The organism is Streptomyces sp. KR55 (genome assembly GCF_052245645.1).
Taxonomy (GTDB): Bacteria; Actinomycetota; Actinomycetes; order Streptomycetales; family Streptomycetaceae; genus Streptomyces; species Streptomyces flavusporus.
In genome coordinates, this window is the sequence record NZ_JBQQCE010000058.1 from 1 (window position 1) to 19,896 (window position 19,896).

Below are 19,896 nucleotides of genomic sequence, written 5' to 3' on the forward strand. Positions count from 1 at the left end.
GGGGGCGTCCACCCGGATCGCGGGGATGCGGATGCGGTCCGGCGGCGACGGCGGCAGCGCGGGCGCCGCGGACTGCCGTACGGTCTGGCCGGTGTGTGCCTGGGCGGCCGACGGCTGCGGCGGGGCGTTCGTCCGGGCGCCGCTGCTCAGCAGCCACACACCGGAGAAGAGGGCGACGGTGGTGACGGCCGCTATCGCGGCGTTCCCCGGGTTCTCGACTCTGCGCACACGAGCCTCCTGGCCTGACCCGGTCCCCCTCCGGGCCGCGAGGGGCATCGGACCCGGAGGGGGGCGGGGACTTGCGGTACCGGCGGACGGACAGCGGAGGGTGTCCGTCAGATCCCGTCGCCTCTCGCCCGGCGATGCAGGAGCCAGGTACCGCCCGCAGCGGCGACAGCGAGAGCCGCAACGCCGGCCGCGGTCTGTACGGGGTCGGGGCCCAGGGCGCCGCCGACCCCCGTTTTCACACTTCCCCGGGGGTACGCCTGACCGGCGGCGGAGAGGATGACCACCAGGTCGGCGCGGACCTCCGAGGCGCCCTGGGTGCACTTCACGACGATCTCGTACGTCCCCGGCTGCGCGCTCGGCGGCACCCGGAAGCGTCCGATCTCGTCGCCCTCGTCCTCGTCGGTGCCGGGGGCAAGCGTGAAGGTCCCGGCACCCACCGCGGTGGCGTCCCCCTCCGCCATACCGTCGTCGCCGCAGGCCGAGGTGTTCACGGTGACGTCGTGGCCCGGCACCACGGTGGAGGGATACACCTCGAGCCGGCCGCCTTCCGCACCGTACGCGGGGGCGGACGGCGTGCCCGCGGTGGCGACGGCGAGCGCGGTACCGGTCAGCAGACGGGCGGTACGTCGCATCGGCATGCTCCTTCGAGCTCATCGGGCCCCTGCACTTCCGAGGAAATCCGCACCGGGGCGAGCCCGCTTCCTGAGCGCCTGTCAGAAAATACGATAAATGGGTGTCGCTGGACGCGTCCACGAGCCGTAGTGACCATCGTTTCGGCAGGTCACAGGCGTGCGATGGGCCCGCGGCGGAAAAGAACCCGAAGGGCGTCCGGTGAAGGTGTGAACGGGTGACGAGCCTCGCGGTACGCGGCCTGATGCTCAGGGCTTTGAGCCCTTGACCTGGTCGTAGGGTCCCAGGAAGCGGAAGGTCTTCCCCTCTGCCTGGAACAGGAAGTACAACGCGCCTGCGTTCGGGTCCAGGGTGCTGGTGCCGGTGCTGCCGGTGGTGAAGCTGAGGGGTTTGGCGAGTCCCCGGTAGATGACGTCGAACAGGTGCTGGGCCACGGCCCCCGGTTCGATGTCGGCCTTTCCGCCCAGTCTCTCCAGGGTGCGCGTGACCAGTCCCACGGCGTCGTACGCCTCCGGGGACCAGCGCCCTGGGGCCGTGCCGTACCTCGCGCGGTAGGCCGTCCTGAAGGCGCCGGACACGCTGCCGGGGTCGGTGAAGGGGGTGCCGAACAGCCAGTCCTGGCCCGCGGCTCCGGCCTGCTGGAGGAAGGCCGGGCGCATGATGCGCCAGGTGCCCAGGCGCGGTCCGGTGAAGCCCGCGTCGGCGAGTGCGCGGGCGCAGCGTGCGGCACGCTCGGGCGATGTGCCGCTGAAGACGACGGCCTGCGCCTTGTCGGCGAGGGCGGCGCGGACGGCGGGAGCAAAGTCGTCGCTGTCGGCCGCCACGGGGTAGGCGTTGGTCGTGCCCTCACTGGGCGGCCTCTCCGAGAGCCGGTTGAGGAGAGCCGATCCCGTCCGGCCCGCCGCCTGGTCGTCGATGACGGCGATGCGGTCGAGCGGTTGTACGTGGGTCAGATACCAGCTCAGCGGTACCGAAAGGTAGGACTCGGGCGCCCGGGTGACCCGCAGGGTGCGCGGATTCAACCGCATGAGTCTGTCGTCGTCGACAGAGATCAGCACCATGGCCGTGCGGGCGTCCTCGTAGACCGGGCCGGCGGCGAGCGCCGCGCAAAGCGTGCCGGGGCCGAGGACTGCGCTCACCCTGGCCTCGGTGAAGCGCCGGGCCGCCTGCTGGGCGCGGGCCGCTTCGCCCCGGTCGTCGACGGTGTCGAGGGCGAGGCGGAACGTGATGCCCGCGCGCGCGTTGTGCTGCTCCACGGCGAGCCGCGCCCCGCGCTCCTGCGCCACGCCCTCCGCCTTGTGCGCGCCGCTGAGGTCGGCCTGGAAGCCGAGGGTGTGCACGGGAAGGGCGCCGCCCGAGCCGCCGGTGCCCCCTCGCCCGGCCGCCAGATAGGCGGTGACCCCGCCGCCGACGGCGACCACGGAGGCCGCCGCGCTCCCCATCAGCAGCACGCGCCGTCGGGTCGGAGGGCGGGCGTCCTGCGGGTGCGACGGCGCCGGGCCGGCGGTCGTGTCGTCGCCCGCTGGTTGCCGTGTGGGGCGCCCGGGGGTGGGCACGTCCAGCGCTCGTGCGGAGCGTTCGGCGACCACGCGGAGAACCGCGGGCGGCAGCCAGTGCTCCTTCTGGGCCTCGGGAATTCCCCGCGTGAGTGAGACCCGCGGGTCACGGAGCGCCGCCGCGACCTCGGCGGCTGTCGGCCGCTCGGTCGGGTCCTTGGCCAGGCAGGCCCGGATCAGAGCCCGTAGCTCGCCGGGGACGTCTGCCAGGTCCGGCTCCTCGTGCACCGTACGGAAGAGGACGCCCGCGGCGTATCCGGTGCCGAACGGGCGTCGGCCCGAGGCCGTGTAGGCGAGGACGCAGCCCAGCGAGAAGACGTCGCTGGGCGGGCCGACCTCCCCGGCGCGGGCCTGTGCCTGTTCCGGTGCGAGGAAGCCGGGCGTGCCGACGACGGCGTCGGGTGCGGTGAGCGCGGTGGCGCCCGCGGCGTGGGCGATGCCGAAGTCGATGAGGCGAGGGCCGTCCAGGGCGAGCAGGACGTTGCCCGGTTTCACATCGCGGTGCACAACTCCCGCCGCGTGGACGGCGGTGAGCGCATCGGCCAGCCGGGAACCCAGGGTCCGTACGGCGGCGACGGGCAGCGCGCCGAAGCCGTCGACGGCCTCGACCAGCGACGGTCCGGGGATGAACTCTGTGGCCAGCCAGGGCTCTTTGGCCTCCGTGTCGGCGGCCACGACCGGCACCAGCCAGGGCCCGGTCAGTCCGCGGACCGCCGTCACCTCGCGCCGGAACCGGGTGCGGAAGGCCGGGTCCGCCGCGTGTTCGGCGCGGATCGTCTTGAGCGCGACGAGCGCCCCGCCTGTCGTCCGGGCGAGGTGGACGACGCCCATGCCGCCCGCGCCGAGCCGGGCCAGCAGCCGGTGCCCGCCGATGTCCTCGGGGTCGTCGGCAGTCAGGGGCCGCATCAGAGGTCGACCTTGCCCGCGTAGGAGTACCGGCCGCCCTTCACCTCGTAGCGGAAGATCTCGTACCCGTCGAGCCACTGGTACTTCTCGTCGAACGCGTACGTCCGGACGAGTCCCTTGTACGTGCCCTTCGCCAGCAGGCCGTACAGCCGCTTCCGGGACGGCCGGCCGCCTGCCTCGGTGAGGCGGGTGATGACCATGCGGGCCACGTCGTACGCCTCGGCCGCCCAGTACGGGGGTGCGGAGCCGTAGCGCTTGCGGTAGGCGGTGGCGAAGGTGCGGACGGGCGCGGCCGACGGGTCGATGTACGGGGCGAAGACCTGCCAGCCGTCGGCGGCGGTGCCCGCGGCGGTCAGGAACTCCTGGCCGGCGGCCGGGTAGCCGAGCACGCGCAGTCCGTCGAAGTCCGTCTGCGCGAGGGCGCGTGCGACGGCCGCGGCGCGGGCGGGGGTGCCCGTGTAGACGAAGCCGTCCGGCCGGTCCGCGACCATCTCGGCAACCACCGGTGCGAGGTTCTCGGCCAGCCGCGGTACGACGCGCGGCTCGCCGGCGATCTTGAGGACGCCGAGGCTCTTGAACATGGTGTCGCCGAGCTGCCAGGCCGGGATGCCGCCGTCGCGGTCGATGAGCACGCCCACGCGCCGGGCGCCCTGGGTGTGGAGGGAGTAGGCGGCCGTGCCGGGCAGGTTCGTGTAGCCGGGGACGGCCTGGAGGAAGTGGCGGGGCTCCGCGATGCCGTACACGGACTGCGCGGAGGAGGCCGTGAGCTGGGGGACGAGCTGTTCGTCGTAGCTGTCGAGGCTCGCCCCGGTGGTCTCGTCGCCGGTCGAGCCGATGACGGCGAGCAGGTCGCGGTCGGCGGCGAGGGTGCGGGCCACCTTTGCGGCGCGGGTCGCATCGCCCCGGTCGTCGACTGTCTTGAGGGTGAGGGTGAAGGGCTTGTCCTTGCGGGAGTTGAACTGCTCGACGGCCAGCCGGATGCCGCGCTCCTGGGCCTGTCCGATGGCTTTCTGCGGGCCTGTCAGGTCGGCCTGGACGCCGAGGATCCAGCGACGGGCGCCGGACGAGGCGGTCGGCGCGGGGTCGTCGTCGCGCTGTGCGGCCCAGAGCGCGGCACCGCCGCCGGCAGCAAGCAGGGCCGCGCCGCCGCCGAGCAGGAGAAAACGGCGGCGGCTGGTGGGACGAGGCGCGTGAGTCGGAACTTCCGTCGGCTGCCCGTCCGTTGTCGCATCGAGGGCCGTCGCCTCGATGTCCGGGAGGGCGAGCATCGCGGCGGAGCGGTCCGCGATGAGCCGTACGACGGCGTCGGGCAGCCAGTCGACGGTGTCGTGGGGCGTGTCCTCGACCAGCGTCTCGTCCACCTCGCGGGCGGTGGGCCGGGCGGCCGGATCCTTGGCGAGGCAGCGCTCCAGGAAGGCGCGTGTGTCGTCGGGGACGCCGTCGAGGTCGGGTTCGTCGTGCACGGTGCGGTAGAGGAGGGCGTCCACGGCACCGGTGCCGAAGGGCGGGCGGCCGGTGGCGGCGTAGGAGAGGAGACAGCCGAGGGCGAAGACATCACTGGCGGGCGAGGCGGGCTGCGCCTGGGCCTGCTCCGGGGCAAGGAAGCCGGGTGTGCCGACGACCATGTCGGCCGAGGTGAGCGCCGTCTCCTCGGGGGCACGGGCGATGCCGAAATCGATGAGGCGGGGGCCGTCGACGGCGAGCAGCACGTTGCCGGGCTTGACATCGCGGTGGACGAGCCCCGCGTCGTGTACGGCGGTCAGGGCGCGGGCCAGCATCCGGCCGAGGACGCGCACACCGTGCGGCGGCAGCGGACCGCAGGTGGCGACGGCCTCGGCGAGCGAAGGGCTGGGGACGAAGGCGGTGGCGAGCCAGGGCGCGGGTGCGTCCGGGTCGGCGCCGGTGACCGGCACGGCCCAGGGGCTGTCCACGCCCCCGGCGGCGGCGACCTCGCGGCGGAAGCGCGCGCGGAACTCGGGCTGGTCGGCGTACTCGGGCAGGATCACCTTGACGGCGGCCAGCTCCCCCGACTCGGCACGCCCGAGATAGACGACGCCCATGCCGCCGGCGCCGAGCCGGGCGAGCAGCCGGTGACCGCCGATGCGGGCCGGGTCGGAGGGGGTGAGCTTCTCGGTCATCGGCGGCCGCCCTTCGTGCTGCCGCTCGGCTGCGGTGTGTCCCGCTCGATCGCGGCCCTGAGGCGGGAGCGCATGCCGACGTGCGGATCCCGCAGCCGGTCGAACAGATCTGCCCGGGACCAGCCTTTGGCGCCCTTGGCGGAGACGGCGAGGGTGAACTGGCCGATACGGGTCTGCTCCCAGAGGTACGGGTGGGGACCGCCGACGTCGGCCCCCGTGTACTCCCCGAGCTCGAGGAGGGCGTCATCGGCGTACTCGTTCCCGGATTCACCGAAGGAGCTCGGGACATTGTTCAGGGACGTGATCATCTCGTCCGAGCGCAGCTGCTGCGTGGGGCAGCGCATCATCTCCTCCAGCACCTCGGCGCTCTCCCAGTCGGCCTGCTCGGGGGTGCGGTGCACCGTGACGACGGCGCTCAGCCGGAGCGGGCCCCGGTCGCCGCTCGCCGGTATCTCGTAGGAGCGGGTCAAGGTGGCGAGGACGTCCTTCGGGAGCGCCTGCTGGTGCCAGACACAGTCGTCACCGAGCACCGGCCAGCGCCGCGAGTCGCTCTCGTACGGGGACCGGCGGACGGCGCCGGGGCCGAAGGCGGAGGGTTCTGCGATGACGTCCCGGATCAGCGCGGCGGCCTGGGCCCTCGTCGTCGGCAGTGCGGCAGGATCGATGTCCACGACGGCGGTCGACGACGGACTTGCAGTCGTTGGGGCACCGGCCTTCTGCACAGGCGTCGATCCGGACGGTTCGCCATTACCGGAGGTACAGCCGGCAAGCACTAAGCCGCACACCGCGACGGCGCAGCCGAGGCGCACCGCTTCCCTGATCACGACCACAAGCCCCCCTGGAATCCCCGGTTCACCATGCGTCTGCCGTGATGCTAAGCGGTAACCGGCGTGACACAACGACCGGTTGACGATCACACGGCAGCCGTACCCCAGCTGTCACACACCCGGCACAGCCCTGACACGGCGTCTACGATCCCCACCCCGTGATATCTTTTTTTGAGATCGTATATACGCCCCGAAGGGTGCCGCCTATGTCCCGCACTGTGATCGACCTCGATGACGAGGCACTGGCCGAAGCGGCTCGTCACCTGGGCACAACGACGAAGAAGGACACTGTCAACGCGGCGCTGAGGGAGATCGCGGACAGGCGGCGGCGCGCGGCGGCCGTGGAGCGGATGCGCCGGATGGTCGCCGAGGGGGAGATCGACTTCTCGGTCATCGAGAAGTCCGCGGACACCTCCGTCTCCGGATCCGAGCCGGCCTCCGACACGGAGCATCACGCGACGTGAGCGAGGCCTTTCTCATCGACACCAGCGCGTTGATCCGCTTCTACCGCGGTCAGACCGGGCCGCAGTGGGACCAACTCGTCTGTTCCGGCCTCGTCGGACTGTGTGAGCCCGTACGGCAGGAGTTTCTCCGCGCAGTCGGTGGCCGACCGGCGTACTACGAGGCGGACGGGCTGCTCCGGGAGACGTTCCCCTACTACCCGATGCGTGACTGCGTCTGGGAGGACACCGCGGCGCTTCAGCAGGACCTGGCCGACCGCGGTTGGCACCAGTGCGCGAGCCCGGTCGACCTGCTGGTGGCCGTGACCGCTCAGCACCACAAGTTGACTGTGCTGCACCAGGATTCCGACTTCGACACCATCGCTCGTGCCACGGGGCAGCCGGTGCGCCGGATTGTCGACTGAGCCATTCGACCGAGCCGTTCGAACTGAGCCATGCGGACGGCCGCCCCGGTACCCCTCCGAGGCGGCCGGTTGAACGCATGCTCGGATCAGCCCACGTTCACCGCACTCCAGGCCGCCGCCACGGCGTCGTACTCCGTACTCCCCGCCCCATAAAGATCCCGCGCCGCGTTCAGCGTCGCCGTCCGCGCCCCCGCGTAGTCCGTCGACGACGTCATGTAGACCGTCAGCGCCCGGTACCAGATCGCCCCCAGCGCGGCCCGCCCGATCCCGGTGACCGTCGAGCCGTCGCAGGTGGGGGAGTTGTGGGCGACGCCGTTGATGGTCTTGGGGCCGCTGCCCTCCGCCAGGAGGTACGCGAAGTGGTTGCCGATGCCGGAGTTGTAGTGGACGTCCAGGTCGGCCGCCGAGCTGCTCCAGCAGTCCACGGAGACACCGTCCTTGGACGGCTTGTCCATGTACCGCAGCGCCGACCGGCCGAAGCCGGACCGGACGATCTTCTCGCCGATCAGCCAGTCGCCCACGTCGTTCGCGTTGTTGGCGTGGAACTCCACCAGCGTGCCGAAGATGTCGGACGTCGCCTCGTTCAGCCCGCCCGACTCGCCCGAGTACGTCAGCGCGGCCGTCTTCGACGTCACGCCGTGGGACATCTCGTGGCCGGCGACGTCCAGGGAGACCAGCGGCCCCATCTGCGTCCCGTCACCGTCGCCGTACGTCATGCAGAAGCAGGTGTCGTCCCAGAAGGCGTTGTTGTAACGGGTGCCGTAGTGCACGCGGTTGTACGAACCCTTGCCGTCGCCCGCGATGCCGTTGCGGCCGTGTACGTTCTTGAAGTAGTCCCAGGTCACGTCCGTGCCGTACTGCGCGTCCACGGCGGCCGAGGCGCGGTCCGTCGTCGTGCCGTCGCCCCAGTGGTTGTCCGCGTCCGTGAAGACCGTGGCGGGGGCGCGGGTCAGACAGAGGGTGCCGAGCAGGCACAGGTCCACGTTGTTGGCCGCATCACCGGTGTACGTGTTGCCGCGCGTCGGGTCCTTCAGTTCGTACGCCGATCCCGTCGACGTCGTCGACAGCGGCACCGTCCCGCCGTACAGCGAACGCCCGTCGCCGGTGGCCGACTCCAGTGTGTCCCAGGCGTCGATCTGCGCGCCCGTGCGGGCGTCCGTCAGTACCGTGCGGGCGACCGGGTTGCCCTGCGCGTCCAGTGCCACCGCGTTCGTGCGCCACGCCAGCTTCGGTGAGCCGTGCAGGGCGTCGACGACCAGCTCCGGCTTGGCCGTCAGCCGCTTCAGTGTCTCGCCGAGGTGCGTGGCGCGCAGGGCGTTCGCCGCGCGGTCGGCCGCCTTCGGGGCGGAGAGGGTGGGGGTGATGCCGGTCAGCGAGAGGGGTGTGCGGGTCGCGCGGTTCGCGCCGCGGTAGGTGCCGTCCGGTGTCAGGTGGATGACGAAGTCGCCGCCGAGGACCGGGAGTTGACGGTACGTGCGGTCGTAGCGCACATGCTGGGTGCCGTCCTGGTCGATGACGACGTCCCGGACCTCGGTGTCCTGGGCGGCGGTGAGGCCCAGGCTCGCCGCGTGGTCGGCGAGGGCCCGCGCCCCGTTCTCGATCGCTGTCGCGCGGGTCGGCCGGTCGGCTGCGCCGGCGCCGGGGGAGAGTGCCGCGGCGAGCAGGATGGCGGCGGTTGCGGCCACACCGGCGGTGACAGGACGGGAACGTCGGACATGCCGTATCCGGCTCATCGGTCTCCTTGAAAACGCGCCTGAGTGGGGGGTGGCGCTGATCTTGACCGAGATTTAAGGGGTCATGACATGGCGTGTCCAGAGCAATTACAGGAGGCCGTGTGAGGGGTGAGAATCGTTCCTGCAAGGCTTCGGTAGCGCTCTCGTGCAGGTGGGAAAGAGTGAGACTCCCGTTCTTCGTCTACGGCACCCTCCGCCCCGGCGAGCCCAACCACGACCTCTTCCTGCGCGGCCGTACGAGCGCCGAGGAACCCGGCCGCCTCAGCGGCGCGGTGCTGTACGACGGCCCGGGCTATCCGTACGCCGTGGAGGAGCCGGGAGGAGCGGTGAGCGGCGACCTGGTCACCGCGCGGCCCGAGGCCTACGACGAACTCCTCGCCGCCCTCGACCGGTTGGAGGAGTACCTGCCGGGCGACCCGCGCAGCCTCTACGAGCGGGTCGAACGCGAGGTCGTCCGGGATGCCGACGGGGCGGCGGTCCGCGCGTGGGTGTACGTCGCCGCACCCGCCGTCGCCGCCCGGCTACGGGCCCGCGGCAAGCTCATCGAGGGCGGCGACTGGCGGGCACGGCGCCGGTGACGGCTGCCGGTGAACTGGCGGGACGGTCCGGGCGATCGACTGACGGGCCCCTCGCAGTGCGCGATGGGGCCCGGAACAGACGGTGAGCTACGCCGCTACGCCTTCACGGCCTCCACCCGCACCGCGCACGCCTTGAACTCCGGCATCCGCGAGGTCGGGTCCAGCGCCGGGTTGGTGAGCGTGTTGGCGCGGCCCTCGCCCGGCCAGTGGAACGGCATGAAAACGGTGTCCGGCCGGATGGACGCGGTGATCCGGGCCGGCGCCACCGCCCGCCCCCGCCGGGACACGACCGCCACCGGGTCGCCCTCGGCCGCGCCCAGCCGCTCCGCCAGCCGTGGATGCAGCTCCACGAACGGGCCGGGCGCGGCGGCGTTCAGCTCGTCGACCCGCCGGGTCTGGGCGCCGGACTGGTACTGCGCCACGACCCGCCCGGTCGTCAGCAGCACGGGGTACTCGGCGTCGGGTTCCTCGGCGATCGCCCGGTGCGAGACGGGCGCGAACCGGGCCCGCCCGTCCTCCGTGGCGAACCGGTCGAGGAAGAGGCGGGGGGTGCCGGGATGGACCTCGGCGTCGGTGCCGTCCTGTGCGGCCGGGTCGTCGGGCAGCACGTCCAGCGCCGCGTCCTCGCCGTCGTCCGGCGCCACAGCAAGCGCCGCGTCCTCGCCGTCGCCCGGCGCCACAGCGGGCGTGGCGTCCCCGCCGGACGCCGGCGCCGCGCCCGCGCGGTCCTCCGCCGCGTCGGGAACCGCCGGACACGGCCAGAACACCCCGTTCTCCTCCGCCAGCCTGCGATACGTGATCCCGGAGTAGTCCGCGGGCCCGCCCGCGCTGGCCCGGCGGAGCTCCTCGAAGACCTCCTCGGGGTCGGTCGGGAAGCCCTTCTCCACCCCGAGCCGGGCGGCCAGTTCGTGCATGACCTCCAGGTCGCTGCGCACGCCCTCCGGCGGAGTGATCGCCCGGCGCCGCAGCAGCACCCGGCCCTCGAGGTTGGTCGTCGTGCCGGTCTCCTCCGCCCACTGCGTCACCGGCAGTACGACGTCCGCGAGGGCGGCCGTCTCCGACAGCACGACATCGCACACGGCGAGGAAATCAAGGGACCTGATCCGCTCCTCCACGTGGGCGGCGCGCGGCGCCGACACCACCGGGTTGGAGCCCATCAGCAGCAGCGCCCTGATGTCCGTACCCAGCGCGTCCAGCAGCTCGTACGCGCTGCGCCCCGGCCCCGGAAGCGAGTCCGGGTCGACGCCCCACACCTCGGCCACGTGCCGCCGGGCCGCCGGGTCGGTCAGCTTGCGGTAGCCGGGCAGCTGGTCGGCCTTCTGGCCGTGCTCACGTCCGCCCTGTCCGTTGCCCTGCCCGGTCAGACAGCCGTAGCCGGACAGGGGCCGGCCCGCGCGGCCGGTCGCCAGGCACAGGTTGATCCACGCGCCCACCGTGTCCGTGCCCTTGGACTGCTGCTCCGGCCCGCGCGCGGTGAGCACCATCGCGTTCTCCGGCGTGCAGAACAGCCGTACGGCTTCCCGCAGTTCGGGAACGGACACGCCGGTGATCCGCTCCACCTGCTCCGGCCAGTGCGCCATCGCGGCGGCCCGCGCGTCCTCCCAGCCGGTCGTGCGCTCCCGGATGTACTCCTCGTCCGTGCGGCCCTCGGCGACGATCAGGTGCAGCAGCCCCAGCGCCAGCGCGAGATCCGTGCCCGGCCGCGGCGCGAGGTGCAGGTCGGCCTGCTCGGCGGTCCTCGTCCGGCGCGGGTCGACGACGATCAGCGTGCCGCCGTTCTCCTTCAGCTCGGTGAAGTAGCGCAGCGCGGGTGGCATGGTCTCCGCGGGGTTGGACCCGACGAGGATCACGCATCCCGTCTTCGGGATGTCCTCCAGCGGGAACGGCAGCCCGCGGTCCAGCCCGAACGCCTTCATGCCGGCCGCGGCGGCCGACGACATGCAGAAGCGCCCGTTGTAGTCGATCTGCGAGGTGCCGAGCACGATCCGCGCGAACTTGCCGAGCGTGTACGCCTTCTCGTTCGTCAGCCCGCCCCCGCCGAACACGCCGAGCGCGTCCGGCCCGTGCGCGGAACGGATCGAGGACAGCCCGTCGGCGATCCGGTCCAGCGCCTGAGCCCAGGTCGCGGGCACCAGGGAACCCCCCTCGCGCACCAGCGGCGAAGTGAGGCGGACGCTCGATGACAGCACCGCCGGAGCCGTACGGCCCTTGCCGCACAGCGCGCCCCGGTTCACCGGGAAGTCGGCGCGCTCCAACACCTCGACGCCCCCGTCCGGCGAGGGCGTCAGGTTCATCCCGCACTGCAGGGCGCAGTACGGACAGTGGGTGGGCGTCGAGGTGCTGTTCATGCCGTTCAGCGTGCTTCGGCCGTGTTACGTGCCGTGACGGCCCTTTGTTACACGGCCGCGAAGCTGACCTCCCCGCCGCCGTGCGGGCGCCGTGAGGGACAGGTCACCGAGCCTCCGCGAGCGCCCGCTCCACCCCCGGTTCGGCCGGCCCGAGGAACCGGGGATCCGGCCGGAACACGGCGTCCAGGGCCGCCTTGCCCGCCGCGACGATCTCCCGCACGCCCCCGTAGTACCAGGTCCCGTCGTGCCGCTCGTCCACCCCGACGCCGTACGACGTCACCCCCGCCGCCTCGCACAGCGCGACCGCCCGCCGGATGTGGAAGCCCTGGCTGATCAGCACGGCCTCGTCGACGCCGAAGATCTTCCTGGCGCGCACACAGGAGTCCCAGGTGTCGAAGCCCGCGTAGTCGCTGACGATCCGGGCGTCCGGGACGCCGTGCCGGGTCAGATACGAGCGCATGGCGTCCGGCTCGTCGTAGTCCTCGCGGCTGTTGTCGCCGGTCACCAGAACGACCTCGACCCGGCCCGCACGGTACAGCTCGGCCGCCGCGTCCAGGCGGTGGGCGAGGTACGGAGACGGCTCGCCGTTCCACAGGCCCGCACCGAAGACCACGGCCACGTCGGTGCGGGGCGCGTCGGCCGTGCTGCGCAGCCGGTCGCCGGTCGCGACGTGCATCCAGGCCGACGGCAGCAGCGCGAGCACGCACAGGGCCATCAGCGCCTGCACCAGCCGGCGCTGCCCGGTACGGGTGCGCGGCAGACGCGGTCGGCGGATGCGCATGTCGGGACGCCCTCTCGGTCGGTTGCGACAGGAAAAGACGCCGCCGCGGGTGCTCAGGTTGCGTGACCAGTCTCACGCCAACCCGATGAAACCGCAGGTCGGGCCGCCTCACACACCTGGGGGACCGTACGGTGAACCTGCGGAAAAGACCTGTGACGCTCACGCAACGGCACGGCAACGTCGTGGCGCCACGATCGGTTCATGACGGCGTCGCTTCCGCTTTACGACGAGTCCGACCACCGCCCCGGCAGCCCGCTGTCCGGTGGCGTCCACCTCGACAGTACGGCGCAGATCATGAACCGGATCACCACCCGGCTCGCCAGCCGGCTCAGCCTCGTCTCGCGCGACGGCACGCCCCGCCCCGCGCGGCCCGCGCTCGTCCTCGTGGCGCACGGCAGCCGCGACCCGCGCACCCTCGCCACGGTGCACACGCTCATCGAACGCGTCCGCGAACTGCGCCCCGGCCTGCCCGTCCACCTCGGCCACATCGAACTGAACGAGCCCCTGCTGCCCGACACGCTGGCCGCCCTCGGCGACAGCGAGGCGATCCTCGTCCCCCTCCTCCTCAGCCGCGGCTACCACATCAAACAGGACATCCCCGACATGGCCGCCGCGGCCGACGCCCGCACACAGGTGGCCGCCCCGCTGGGCCCGCACCCCCTCCTGGTGGAGACCCTGTACACCCGCCTGGTCGAGGCGGGCTGGCCCACGACCATGACCGAGGCGGAGCGCAGGGAGAGCGCCGTCGTCCTGGCCGCCGCAGGCTCCCGCGACCCCGACGCGGCCCTCGACACCGGCCACACGGCCCACCTCCTCGCCGACCGCCTGGGAGTCCCGGTCCTCCCGGCCTACGCCTCGGCCGCCACCCCGACGGTCCCGGAGGCCGTACGCACCCTCACGTCCCGTGGCCGCTCCCGCATAGCCCTGGCGTCCTACTTCACGGCCCCGGGCCGCTTCGCCCAGGAGTGCGCCGACGCAATCCCCGGAATCACCGCAGCCCCTCTGGGCGCCCACCCACTGATGGCCCACCTGATCCTGCACCGCTACGACCAGACGCTGGCGACGACGGCAACCACGGAACCGGCGCTGGCATCAGCAGGCTAGGGGCGCGGGGCTGTATCGATATGCGGCTCCGCCGCGTGGGCGCGAGAAACCACAACGAGCCGGCACCCGCAAGACGACGAATCCCGGCAGACGAGTAGGCGCACACACACCCCCTCCTCCACTTACTGTCGAGACATGGCAGGCGCACCCCAGCAACACGAGAACCACATCCCACCCCCCGGCTACGACCCGACGTCAGTCGAACGCTGGGCCCCCGAAAAAGACAAACGCCCCGGCCGCACCGCCTTCCAACGCGACCGCGCCCGCATCCTCCACTCCGCCGCCCTGCGAAGACTCGCCGGCAAAACCCAGGTGGTGACCCCCGGCGGGACCAGCAGTCAGGCCTGGGACCCCAGCCCCCGCACCCGCCTCACCCATTCCCTCGAATGCGCCCAGGTCGGCCGCGAACTCGGCGCAGCCCTCGGCTGCGACCCCGACCTGGTGGAGGCCGCCTGCCTCTCCCACGACCTCGGCCACCCCCCGTTCGGCCACAACGGCGAAGAGGCACTCAACGAATTCGCCCACGACTGCGGCGGCTTCGAGGGCAACGCCCAGTCCCTGAGGCTCCTCACCCGCATCGAACCCAAACGGTTCACCCCGGAGGGCTCCGTCGGCCTCAACCTCACCCGCGCCGCCCTCGACGCCGCCACCAAGTACCCCTGGCCGCGCGGCGCCCACCCCACCGACCCGGCGTCCCGGAAGTTCGGTGTGTACGAGGACGACCGCCCGGTGTTCGACTGGGCCCGCAAGGAGGCCCCCGACACCCGCATCTGCTTCGAGGCCCAGGTCATGGACTGGTCGGACGACGTGGCGTACTCGGTGCACGACGTCGAGGACGGCCTGCACGCCGGCCACCTCGACCCCAACTTCCTGCACGCCGAGCCCGAACGGCAGGCAGTGTTCGAGGTCGCCATCGGCCGGTACGTCCCCGCCGACACCGACCCCGCCGAACTGGCCGAGGCCCTCGACCGGCTTCTGGACGAGGAGTGGTGGCCGCACGGCTACGACGGTTCGGCCGTCGCCCAGGCCCGTCTGAAGGACGCCACCAGCCAGCTCATCGGCCGCTTCTGCCTGGCTGCCGAGGCTGCCACCCGCGCGGCGTACGGCGGCGGCCGGCTCACCCGGTACGCCGCCGAACTGGTCGTCCCGCGCGAGACCCGCATGGAATGCGCCGTGCTGAAGGCCGTCGCCGACCGGTACGTCATGCAGCGCGCCGAGCAGACCCGGCTCCGCGCCGACCAGCGGGTCGTCGTCGCCGAACTGGCTGAGGCGCTCACCGCCCGCGCCCCCGACGGACTGGACCCCCAGTTCCGCGCCCTGTTCGACCAGGCCCCCGACGACCGCGCCCGCAAGCGGGTGATCGTCGACCAGATCGCGTCCCTGACGGACGCCTCGGCCCGGTCGCTTCACGTAAGGCTGACAGGTCACCTGTGAGACTGATGTGACGGGGGCGACCTGGAGGGACTCGAAGGTGACCCTCCGTGGCCTGATCGGGTCACCCCCTCTTCCCGCGCCTCGCTCAGTGCGGGACGCTCGCATGTGGCGGCACGTTTAAGAGGAGGCATCAAGTGGTCGACGCGGATCAGACATTCGTCATCGTCGGAGGGGGACTCGCCGGCGCGAAGGCGGCCGAGACACTCCGCGCGGAGGGCTTCAGCGGCCGCGTGATACTGATCTGCGACGAGCGCGACCACCCGTACGAACGTCCGCCGCTGTCCAAGGGCTATCTGCTCGGCAAGGAAGAGCGCGACAGCGTCTTCGTGCACGAACCGGCCTGGTACGCGCGCAACGACATCGAGCTGCACCTCGGCCAGACCGTCGACGCCGTCGACCGTACGGCGAAGACGGTCCGCTTCGGCGAGGACGGCACCGTCGTCCGCTACGACAAGCTGCTGCTGGCCACCGGAGCCGAGCCGCGCCGCCTGGACATCCCCGGCACCGACCTCGCCGGCGTCCACCACCTGCGCCGCCTCGCCCACGCCGAGCGGCTCAAGGGCGTCCTCGCCGCCCTCGGCCGGGACAACGGCCACATCGTGATCGCCGGCGCCGGCTGGATCGGCCTGGAGGTCGCGGCGGCGGCGCGTGAGTACGGCGCCGAGGTCACCGTCGTCGAACAGGAGCAGACCCCGCTGCACGGCGTCCTCGGCCCCGAGCTCGGTGCCCTCTTCGCCGAGCTGCACCGTGAGCACGGCGTCCGTTTCCGGTTCGGCGTCCGGCTGACGGAGATCGTCGGCCAGGACGGCATGGTGCTGGCGGCCCGTACGGACGACGGGGACGAGCACCCGGCCCACGACGTTCTCGCCGCGATCGGCGCGGCCCCGCGGGTCGCGCTCGCGGAGGCGGCGGGACTGGAGCTCGCCGACCGTGCACAGGGCGGGGGCATCGCGGTCGACGAGCGCCTGCGCACCTCCGACCCCGACATCTACGCCGCCGGTGACGCCGCCGCCTTCCCGCACCCCCTCTTCGGCCGCCGGCTGCGCGTGGAGCACTGGGCCAACGCCCTCAACGGCGGCCCGGCGGCGGCGCGGGCGATGCTCGGCCAGGACGTCACGTACGACCGCGTGCCCTATTTCTTCTCCGACCAGTACGACATGGGCATGGAGTACTCGGGCTGGGCGCCCCCGGGCTCGTACGACCAAGTGGTGATCCGGGGAGACGCCGGGAAGCGTGAGTTCATCGCGTTCTGGGTGAAGGAGGGGCGTGTGCTGGCCGGGATGAACATGAACGTGTGGGACGTCACAGACCCGATCCAGCAGCTGATCCGCTCCAGGGCCCAGGTGGACACGGAGGCGCTGGCAGACCCGCACGTAGCGCTGGACAGCCTCATCCCGTAGCCGACAGGACTGTCGGTCCACCACCGTACAATTCACGCGTGGCAGGACGGATCAACGACGAGGACGTGAAGGCGGTACGGGACGCGGTCCCGATCGACGCCGTGGTGTCCGAGTACCTCCAGCTGCGCAACGCGGGCGGCGGCAACCTCAAGGGCCTGTGCCCGTTCCACGACGAGAAGTCGCCGTCCTTCCAGGTCAGCCCGAGCAAGGGACTCTTCCACTGCTTCGGCTGCCAGGAAGGCGGCGACACCATCACGTTCGTGATGAAGGTCGACCACCTCTCCTTCTCGGAGGCGGTCGAGCGACTCGCCGCCCAGGCCGGCATCACCCTGCGTTACGAGGAGGGCGGCTACAACCCCGCCCACCAGCGCGGCGAACGCATCCGCCTGGTCGAGGCCCACAAGATCGCCGCGGAGTGGTACGCGGAACAGCTCGCCACCAGCCCCGAGGCGGAGACCGGCCGCCTCTTCCTCGCCGACCGCGGCTTCGACCAGGCCGCCGCCGTCCACTTCGGCGTCGGCTACAGCCCCCAGGGCTGGGACCACCTCACCCGCTATTTGCGTGGCAAGGGCTTCACCGACAAAGAACTACTCCTCTCCGGCCTGGCCCAGGAGGGTCGCCGCGGCCCCATCGACCGCTTCCGCGGCCGCCTGATGTGGCCGATCCGCGACATCGGCGGCGAGGTGGTCGGCTTCGGCGCGCGCAAGCTGTACGAGGCGGACAACGGGCCGAAGTACCTCAACACCCCCGAAACCGCGATCTACAAGAAGTCCCAGGTCCTCTACGGCATCGACCTCGCGAAGAAGGACATCGCCAAGACGTCCCGCGCGGTCGTGGTCGAGGGCTACACGGACGTCATGGCCTGCCACCTGGCCGGCGTCACGACCGCCATCGCGACCTGCGGTACGGCCTTCGGCGGCGACCACATCAAGATCCTCCGCCGGCTGCTGATGGACAACGGATCGGCCCGGGTGATCTTCACCTTCGACGGCGACGCGGCCGGCCAGAAGGCGGCGCTGCGGGCCTTCGAGGACGACCAGAAGTTCGCCGCCGAGACGTACATCGCGATCGCCCCCGACGGCATGGACCCCTGCGACCTGCGCCTGGCGAAGGGCGACGACGCGGTCGCCGACCTGGCCGAACCCCGCACCCCGCTCTTCGAGTTCGCCCTCCGCCAGATCGTCGGCCGCTACGACCTCGACACCCCCGCGGGCCGGGCCGCCGCGCTCGACGAGGCGGCCCCCATCGTCGCCCGCATCAAGAACAGCGGCGCCCAGCACGAGGTCGCCGTCCAGCTCGCCGGCATGCTCGGCATCCTCGACACACAGTTCGTGGTCAAGCGGGTGGCCCAGCTGGCGCGTTGGGCGCGCGACCGGGGCGGCAAGGGCCCGGCGCCCAGCGCCCCCCGGCAGTACGAGGCAGCGGCGGCCCGCCCGACGCCCTCCGGACCGGCCCTGAACCTGCGCAACCCGGTCTACGCCACCGAACGTGAACTCCTCAAACTCGCCCTCCAGCGCCCGGAGTTGGTCTCCCCGGCCTTCGACGCATACGGCATCGACGAGTTCACCGCCCCGCCGTACGCCGCCGTACGCCAGGCCATCCTGGACGCGGGCGGCGCCGAGTACGGGGTCCAGGACCCGCAGGAGTACCTGGTCCGCGTCCGCGAGGCGGCGCCCGACGACCGGGTCCGTGCCATGGTCACGGAACTCGCGGTCGAGGCGATCATGCGCCGCACGGTCGACGAGGTGTACGCCGGAGACCAGCTCGTCATGGTCCGCCGCCGCGCCGTCGACCGCCGTATCCAGGACATCCAGTCCGCCCTGACCCGCCTCGGCACGAACGGCGACCCGGCCCAACTGGCCGCCGTACAGAACGAGTTGTGGGTGCTCCAGCAGTACGGCCAGGCGTTGCGGGAGCGGGGCGCCGCCGCCCTCTGAGGCCCGCCGCGCGGGTGCTGTCTCCGTCCGGTCACTGCCCGGACGCAAAAAGTCACCGCACGCCCCTCGTGGCGGAGATGTGTCTTACCCCACACTGGGTTCCGGTGCCTGAGTCCCCGGAGCGCGGCCGATCCGTCCCCCACGGGTCCCTTACCCCCGCGGTTCCCCTCATCGCGTACGGGACGGACAGCGGCGAGGCCGCCGACTCCGCCCCCCGAGCAGCGCTGCCGCACGCCTCAGCAGCGATCACCCTGGAGGTCGCCCCCGTGCAGACCCAGACCCTCATCCAGACCGACATCACCACGGACGGTGCGGAGCCGGACGCGGAGGCCGACATGCTCGTGGCCGTACCGCCGCAGAGCCGTGTCGCACACCACCCGGAAACGGACAAGAGGACGGAGGCGGAGGCGGAGCCCACGGTCACCCCCGCAGATCCCCCCGCCGAAGCAGAAGAAGTCCCCGAGCCCGAGCCCGTCGAGCCGCCCGCCCCCGGTCGTATCGACACCAGCGGCCCCGCCTCGGACCTGTTCCGCCAGTACCTGCGCGAGATCGGCCGTATCCCGCTGCTCACCGCGGCCGAGGAGGTCGAACTCGCCCGCCGCGTCGAGGCCGGACTGTTCGCCGAGGAGAAGCTGGGCAGCGCCCCCGACCTGGACTCCCAGCTGGCCCTGGACCTCGACCGCCTGGTCGTCATGGGCCGCATGGCCAAGCGCCGCCTGATAGAGGCCAACCTGCGGCTCGTCGTCTCGGTCGCCAAGCGGTACGTCGGCCGCGGCCTGACCATGCTCGACCTCGTCCAGGAGGGAAACCTGGGCCTCATCCGCGCAGTCGAGAAGTTCGACTACGCCCGCGGCTACAAGTTCTCCACGTACGCCACCTGGTGGATCCGCCAGGCCATGTCCCGCGCCCTCGCCGACCAGGCCCGCACCATCCGCGTCCCGGTGCACGTCGTCGAGCTCATCAACCGCGTCGTACGCGTCCAGCGCCGCATGCTGCAGGAACGCGGATACGAGCCGACCCCGGAAGAGGTCGCCGCCCACCTCGACCTCCCGCCCGAGCGGGTCGGCGAGGTTCTGCGGCTCGCCCAGGAACCGGTCTCCCTGCACGCCCCGGTGGGCGAGGAGGAGGACGTGGCCCTCGGCGACCTCATCGAGGACGGCGACGCGGCCAGCCCGGTCGAGTCGGCGGCGTTCCTCCTCCTCAGGGAGCACCTGGAGGCGGTCCTGTCGACACTGGGCGAGCGCGAGCGCAAGGTCGTCCAACTCCGCTACGGCCTGGCGGACGGCCGCCCGCGCACCTTGGAGGAGATCGGCCGTATCTTCGGCGTGACCCGGGAGCGGATACGGCAGATCGAGTCGAAGACGCTCAACAAGCTGAGGGACCACGCCTTCGCGGACCAGCTGCGGGGCTATCTGGACTGAGCTTTCTTCG

Annotated in this window: 15 protein-coding genes and 1 pseudogene; 8 read left to right on the top strand and 8 right to left on the bottom strand. The window is 72.1% G+C overall.

Annotated features, from left to right (window positions below):
• The 5 genes and pseudogenes from ACTWQJ_RS11345 to ACTWQJ_RS11365 all read right to left on the bottom strand — a co-directional run.
• Window positions 1-276 (bottom strand): annotated as a pseudogene (locus tag ACTWQJ_RS11345) (hypothetical protein); the annotation flags it as partial.
• Between the two features lie 59 nt (window positions 277-335).
• Complete coding sequence (locus ACTWQJ_RS11350) at window positions 336-860, bottom strand: hypothetical protein (RefSeq protein ID WP_443306505.1); 525 nt, start codon at window positions 858-860, stop codon at window positions 336-338.
• Between the two features lie 246 nt (window positions 861-1,106).
• The gene (locus ACTWQJ_RS11355) at window positions 1,107-3,320 is read right to left on the bottom strand and encodes a bifunctional serine/threonine-protein kinase/ABC transporter substrate-binding protein (protein WP_443306506.1); all 2,214 of its coding nucleotides are present in this window, start codon (window positions 3,318-3,320) and stop codon (window positions 1,107-1,109) included.
• A complete protein-coding gene (locus tag ACTWQJ_RS11360; protein WP_443306507.1) occupies window positions 3,320-5,458 on the bottom strand; it encodes a bifunctional serine/threonine-protein kinase/ABC transporter substrate-binding protein in 2,139 nt (712 codons plus the stop codon). Before ACTWQJ_RS11360 ends, ACTWQJ_RS11355 begins: the two co-directional genes overlap by 1 nt.
• Window positions 5,455-6,129 (bottom strand): hypothetical protein, encoded by a 675-nt coding sequence (locus ACTWQJ_RS11365; RefSeq protein ID WP_443306508.1) that lies wholly within the window; start codon window positions 6,127-6,129, stop codon window positions 5,455-5,457. Before ACTWQJ_RS11365 ends, ACTWQJ_RS11360 begins: the two co-directional genes overlap by 4 nt.
• A gap of 362 nt (window positions 6,130-6,491) precedes the next feature.
• Here ACTWQJ_RS11365 and ACTWQJ_RS11370 point away from each other — a divergent pair, with 362 nt between their 5' ends.
• Both ACTWQJ_RS11370 and ACTWQJ_RS11375 read left to right on the top strand, forming a co-directional pair.
• Window positions 6,492-6,749: a type II toxin-antitoxin system VapB family antitoxin gene (locus ACTWQJ_RS11370; RefSeq protein ID WP_443306509.1), complete on the top strand. Its 258-nt coding sequence runs from the start codon at window positions 6,492-6,494 to the stop codon at window positions 6,747-6,749.
• A complete protein-coding gene (locus ACTWQJ_RS11375; protein ID WP_443306510.1) occupies window positions 6,746-7,150 on the top strand; it encodes a PIN domain nuclease in 405 nt (134 codons plus the stop codon). The genes ACTWQJ_RS11370 and ACTWQJ_RS11375 overlap by 4 nt, the downstream gene beginning before the upstream one ends.
• An 86-nt stretch (window positions 7,151-7,236) precedes the next feature.
• Here the strand turns inward: ACTWQJ_RS11375 and ACTWQJ_RS11380 are convergent, their stop codons facing one another.
• A complete protein-coding gene (locus ACTWQJ_RS11380; RefSeq protein ID WP_443306511.1) occupies window positions 7,237-8,883 on the bottom strand; it encodes a M4 family metallopeptidase in 1,647 nt (548 codons plus the stop codon).
• A 161-nt stretch (window positions 8,884-9,044) separates the two neighbouring features.
• Between ACTWQJ_RS11380 and ACTWQJ_RS11385 the strand changes: the two genes are divergently transcribed.
• Complete coding sequence (locus ACTWQJ_RS11385; protein ID WP_443306512.1) at window positions 9,045-9,461, top strand: gamma-glutamylcyclotransferase family protein; 417 nt, start codon at window positions 9,045-9,047, stop codon at window positions 9,459-9,461.
• A gap of 95 nt (window positions 9,462-9,556) precedes the next feature.
• On the opposite strand, the gene ACTWQJ_RS11390 is transcribed toward ACTWQJ_RS11385, so the two are convergent.
• Together ACTWQJ_RS11390 and ACTWQJ_RS11395 are read right to left on the bottom strand one after the other, a co-directional pair.
• Window positions 9,557-11,809, bottom strand: coding sequence for a molybdopterin oxidoreductase family protein (locus tag ACTWQJ_RS11390; protein ID WP_443306513.1), 2,253 nt, complete (start codon window positions 11,807-11,809; stop codon window positions 9,557-9,559).
• Between the two features lie 103 nt (window positions 11,810-11,912).
• Window positions 11,913-12,590 (bottom strand): SanA/YdcF family protein, encoded by a 678-nt coding sequence (locus ACTWQJ_RS11395; protein WP_443306514.1) that lies wholly within the window; start codon window positions 12,588-12,590, stop codon window positions 11,913-11,915.
• A gap of 201 nt (window positions 12,591-12,791) precedes the next feature.
• On the opposite strand from ACTWQJ_RS11395, the gene ACTWQJ_RS11400 reads away from it, so the two are divergent.
• The 5 genes from ACTWQJ_RS11400 to ACTWQJ_RS11420 all read left to right on the top strand — a co-directional run bounded on the left by ACTWQJ_RS11400 (window position 12,792) and on the right by ACTWQJ_RS11420 (window position 19,886).
• Window positions 12,792-13,694, top strand: a complete 903-nt coding sequence (locus ACTWQJ_RS11400; RefSeq protein WP_443306515.1) for a sirohydrochlorin chelatase — start codon at window positions 12,792-12,794, stop codon at window positions 13,692-13,694.
• 135 nt (window positions 13,695-13,829) lie between these two features.
• Window positions 13,830-15,128 (top strand): deoxyguanosinetriphosphate triphosphohydrolase, encoded by a 1,299-nt coding sequence (locus ACTWQJ_RS11405; RefSeq protein WP_443306516.1) that lies wholly within the window; start codon window positions 13,830-13,832, stop codon window positions 15,126-15,128.
• A 134-nt stretch (window positions 15,129-15,262) separates the two neighbouring features.
• Window positions 15,263-16,528, top strand: coding sequence for an NAD(P)/FAD-dependent oxidoreductase (locus ACTWQJ_RS11410; RefSeq protein WP_443306517.1), 1,266 nt, complete (start codon window positions 15,263-15,265; stop codon window positions 16,526-16,528).
• Window positions 16,529-16,566: 38 nt separating this feature from the next.
• Window positions 16,567-18,465: a DNA primase gene (dnaG, locus tag ACTWQJ_RS11415; RefSeq protein WP_443306518.1), complete on the top strand. Its 1,899-nt coding sequence runs from the start codon at window positions 16,567-16,569 to the stop codon at window positions 18,463-18,465.
• 104 nt (window positions 18,466-18,569) lie between these two features.
• Complete coding sequence (locus ACTWQJ_RS11420) at window positions 18,570-19,886, top strand: RNA polymerase sigma factor (RefSeq protein ID WP_443306519.1); 1,317 nt, start codon at window positions 18,570-18,572, stop codon at window positions 19,884-19,886.
• Window positions 19,887-19,896 lie beyond the last annotated feature (10 nt).

Bases quoted from the DNA above. Each gene is read 5' to 3' on its own strand.
- ACTWQJ_RS11350 (WP_443306505.1), bottom strand. From the start codon at position 860: ATGCGACGTACCGCCCGTCTGCTGACCGGTACCGCGCTCGCCGTCGCC.
- ACTWQJ_RS11355 (WP_443306506.1), bottom strand. From the start codon at position 3,320: ATGCGGCCCCTGACTGCCGACGACCCCGAGGACATCGGCGGGCACCGG.
- ACTWQJ_RS11360 (WP_443306507.1), bottom strand. From the start codon at position 5,458: ATGACCGAGAAGCTCACCCCCTCCGACCCGGCCCGCATCGGCGGTCAC.
- ACTWQJ_RS11370 (WP_443306509.1), top strand. From the start codon at position 6,492: ATGTCCCGCACTGTGATCGACCTCGATGACGAGGCACTGGCCGAAGCG.
- ACTWQJ_RS11380 (WP_443306511.1), bottom strand. From the start codon at position 8,883: ATGAGCCGGATACGGCATGTCCGACGTTCCCGTCCTGTCACCGCCGGT.
- ACTWQJ_RS11390 (WP_443306513.1), bottom strand. From the start codon at position 11,809: ATGAACAGCACCTCGACGCCCACCCACTGTCCGTACTGCGCCCTGCAG.
- ACTWQJ_RS11395 (WP_443306514.1), bottom strand. From the start codon at position 12,590: ATGCGCATCCGCCGACCGCGTCTGCCGCGCACCCGTACCGGGCAGCGC.
- ACTWQJ_RS11400 (WP_443306515.1), top strand. From the start codon at position 12,792: ATGACGGCGTCGCTTCCGCTTTACGACGAGTCCGACCACCGCCCCGGC.
- ACTWQJ_RS11405 (WP_443306516.1), top strand. From the start codon at position 13,830: ATGGCAGGCGCACCCCAGCAACACGAGAACCACATCCCACCCCCCGGC.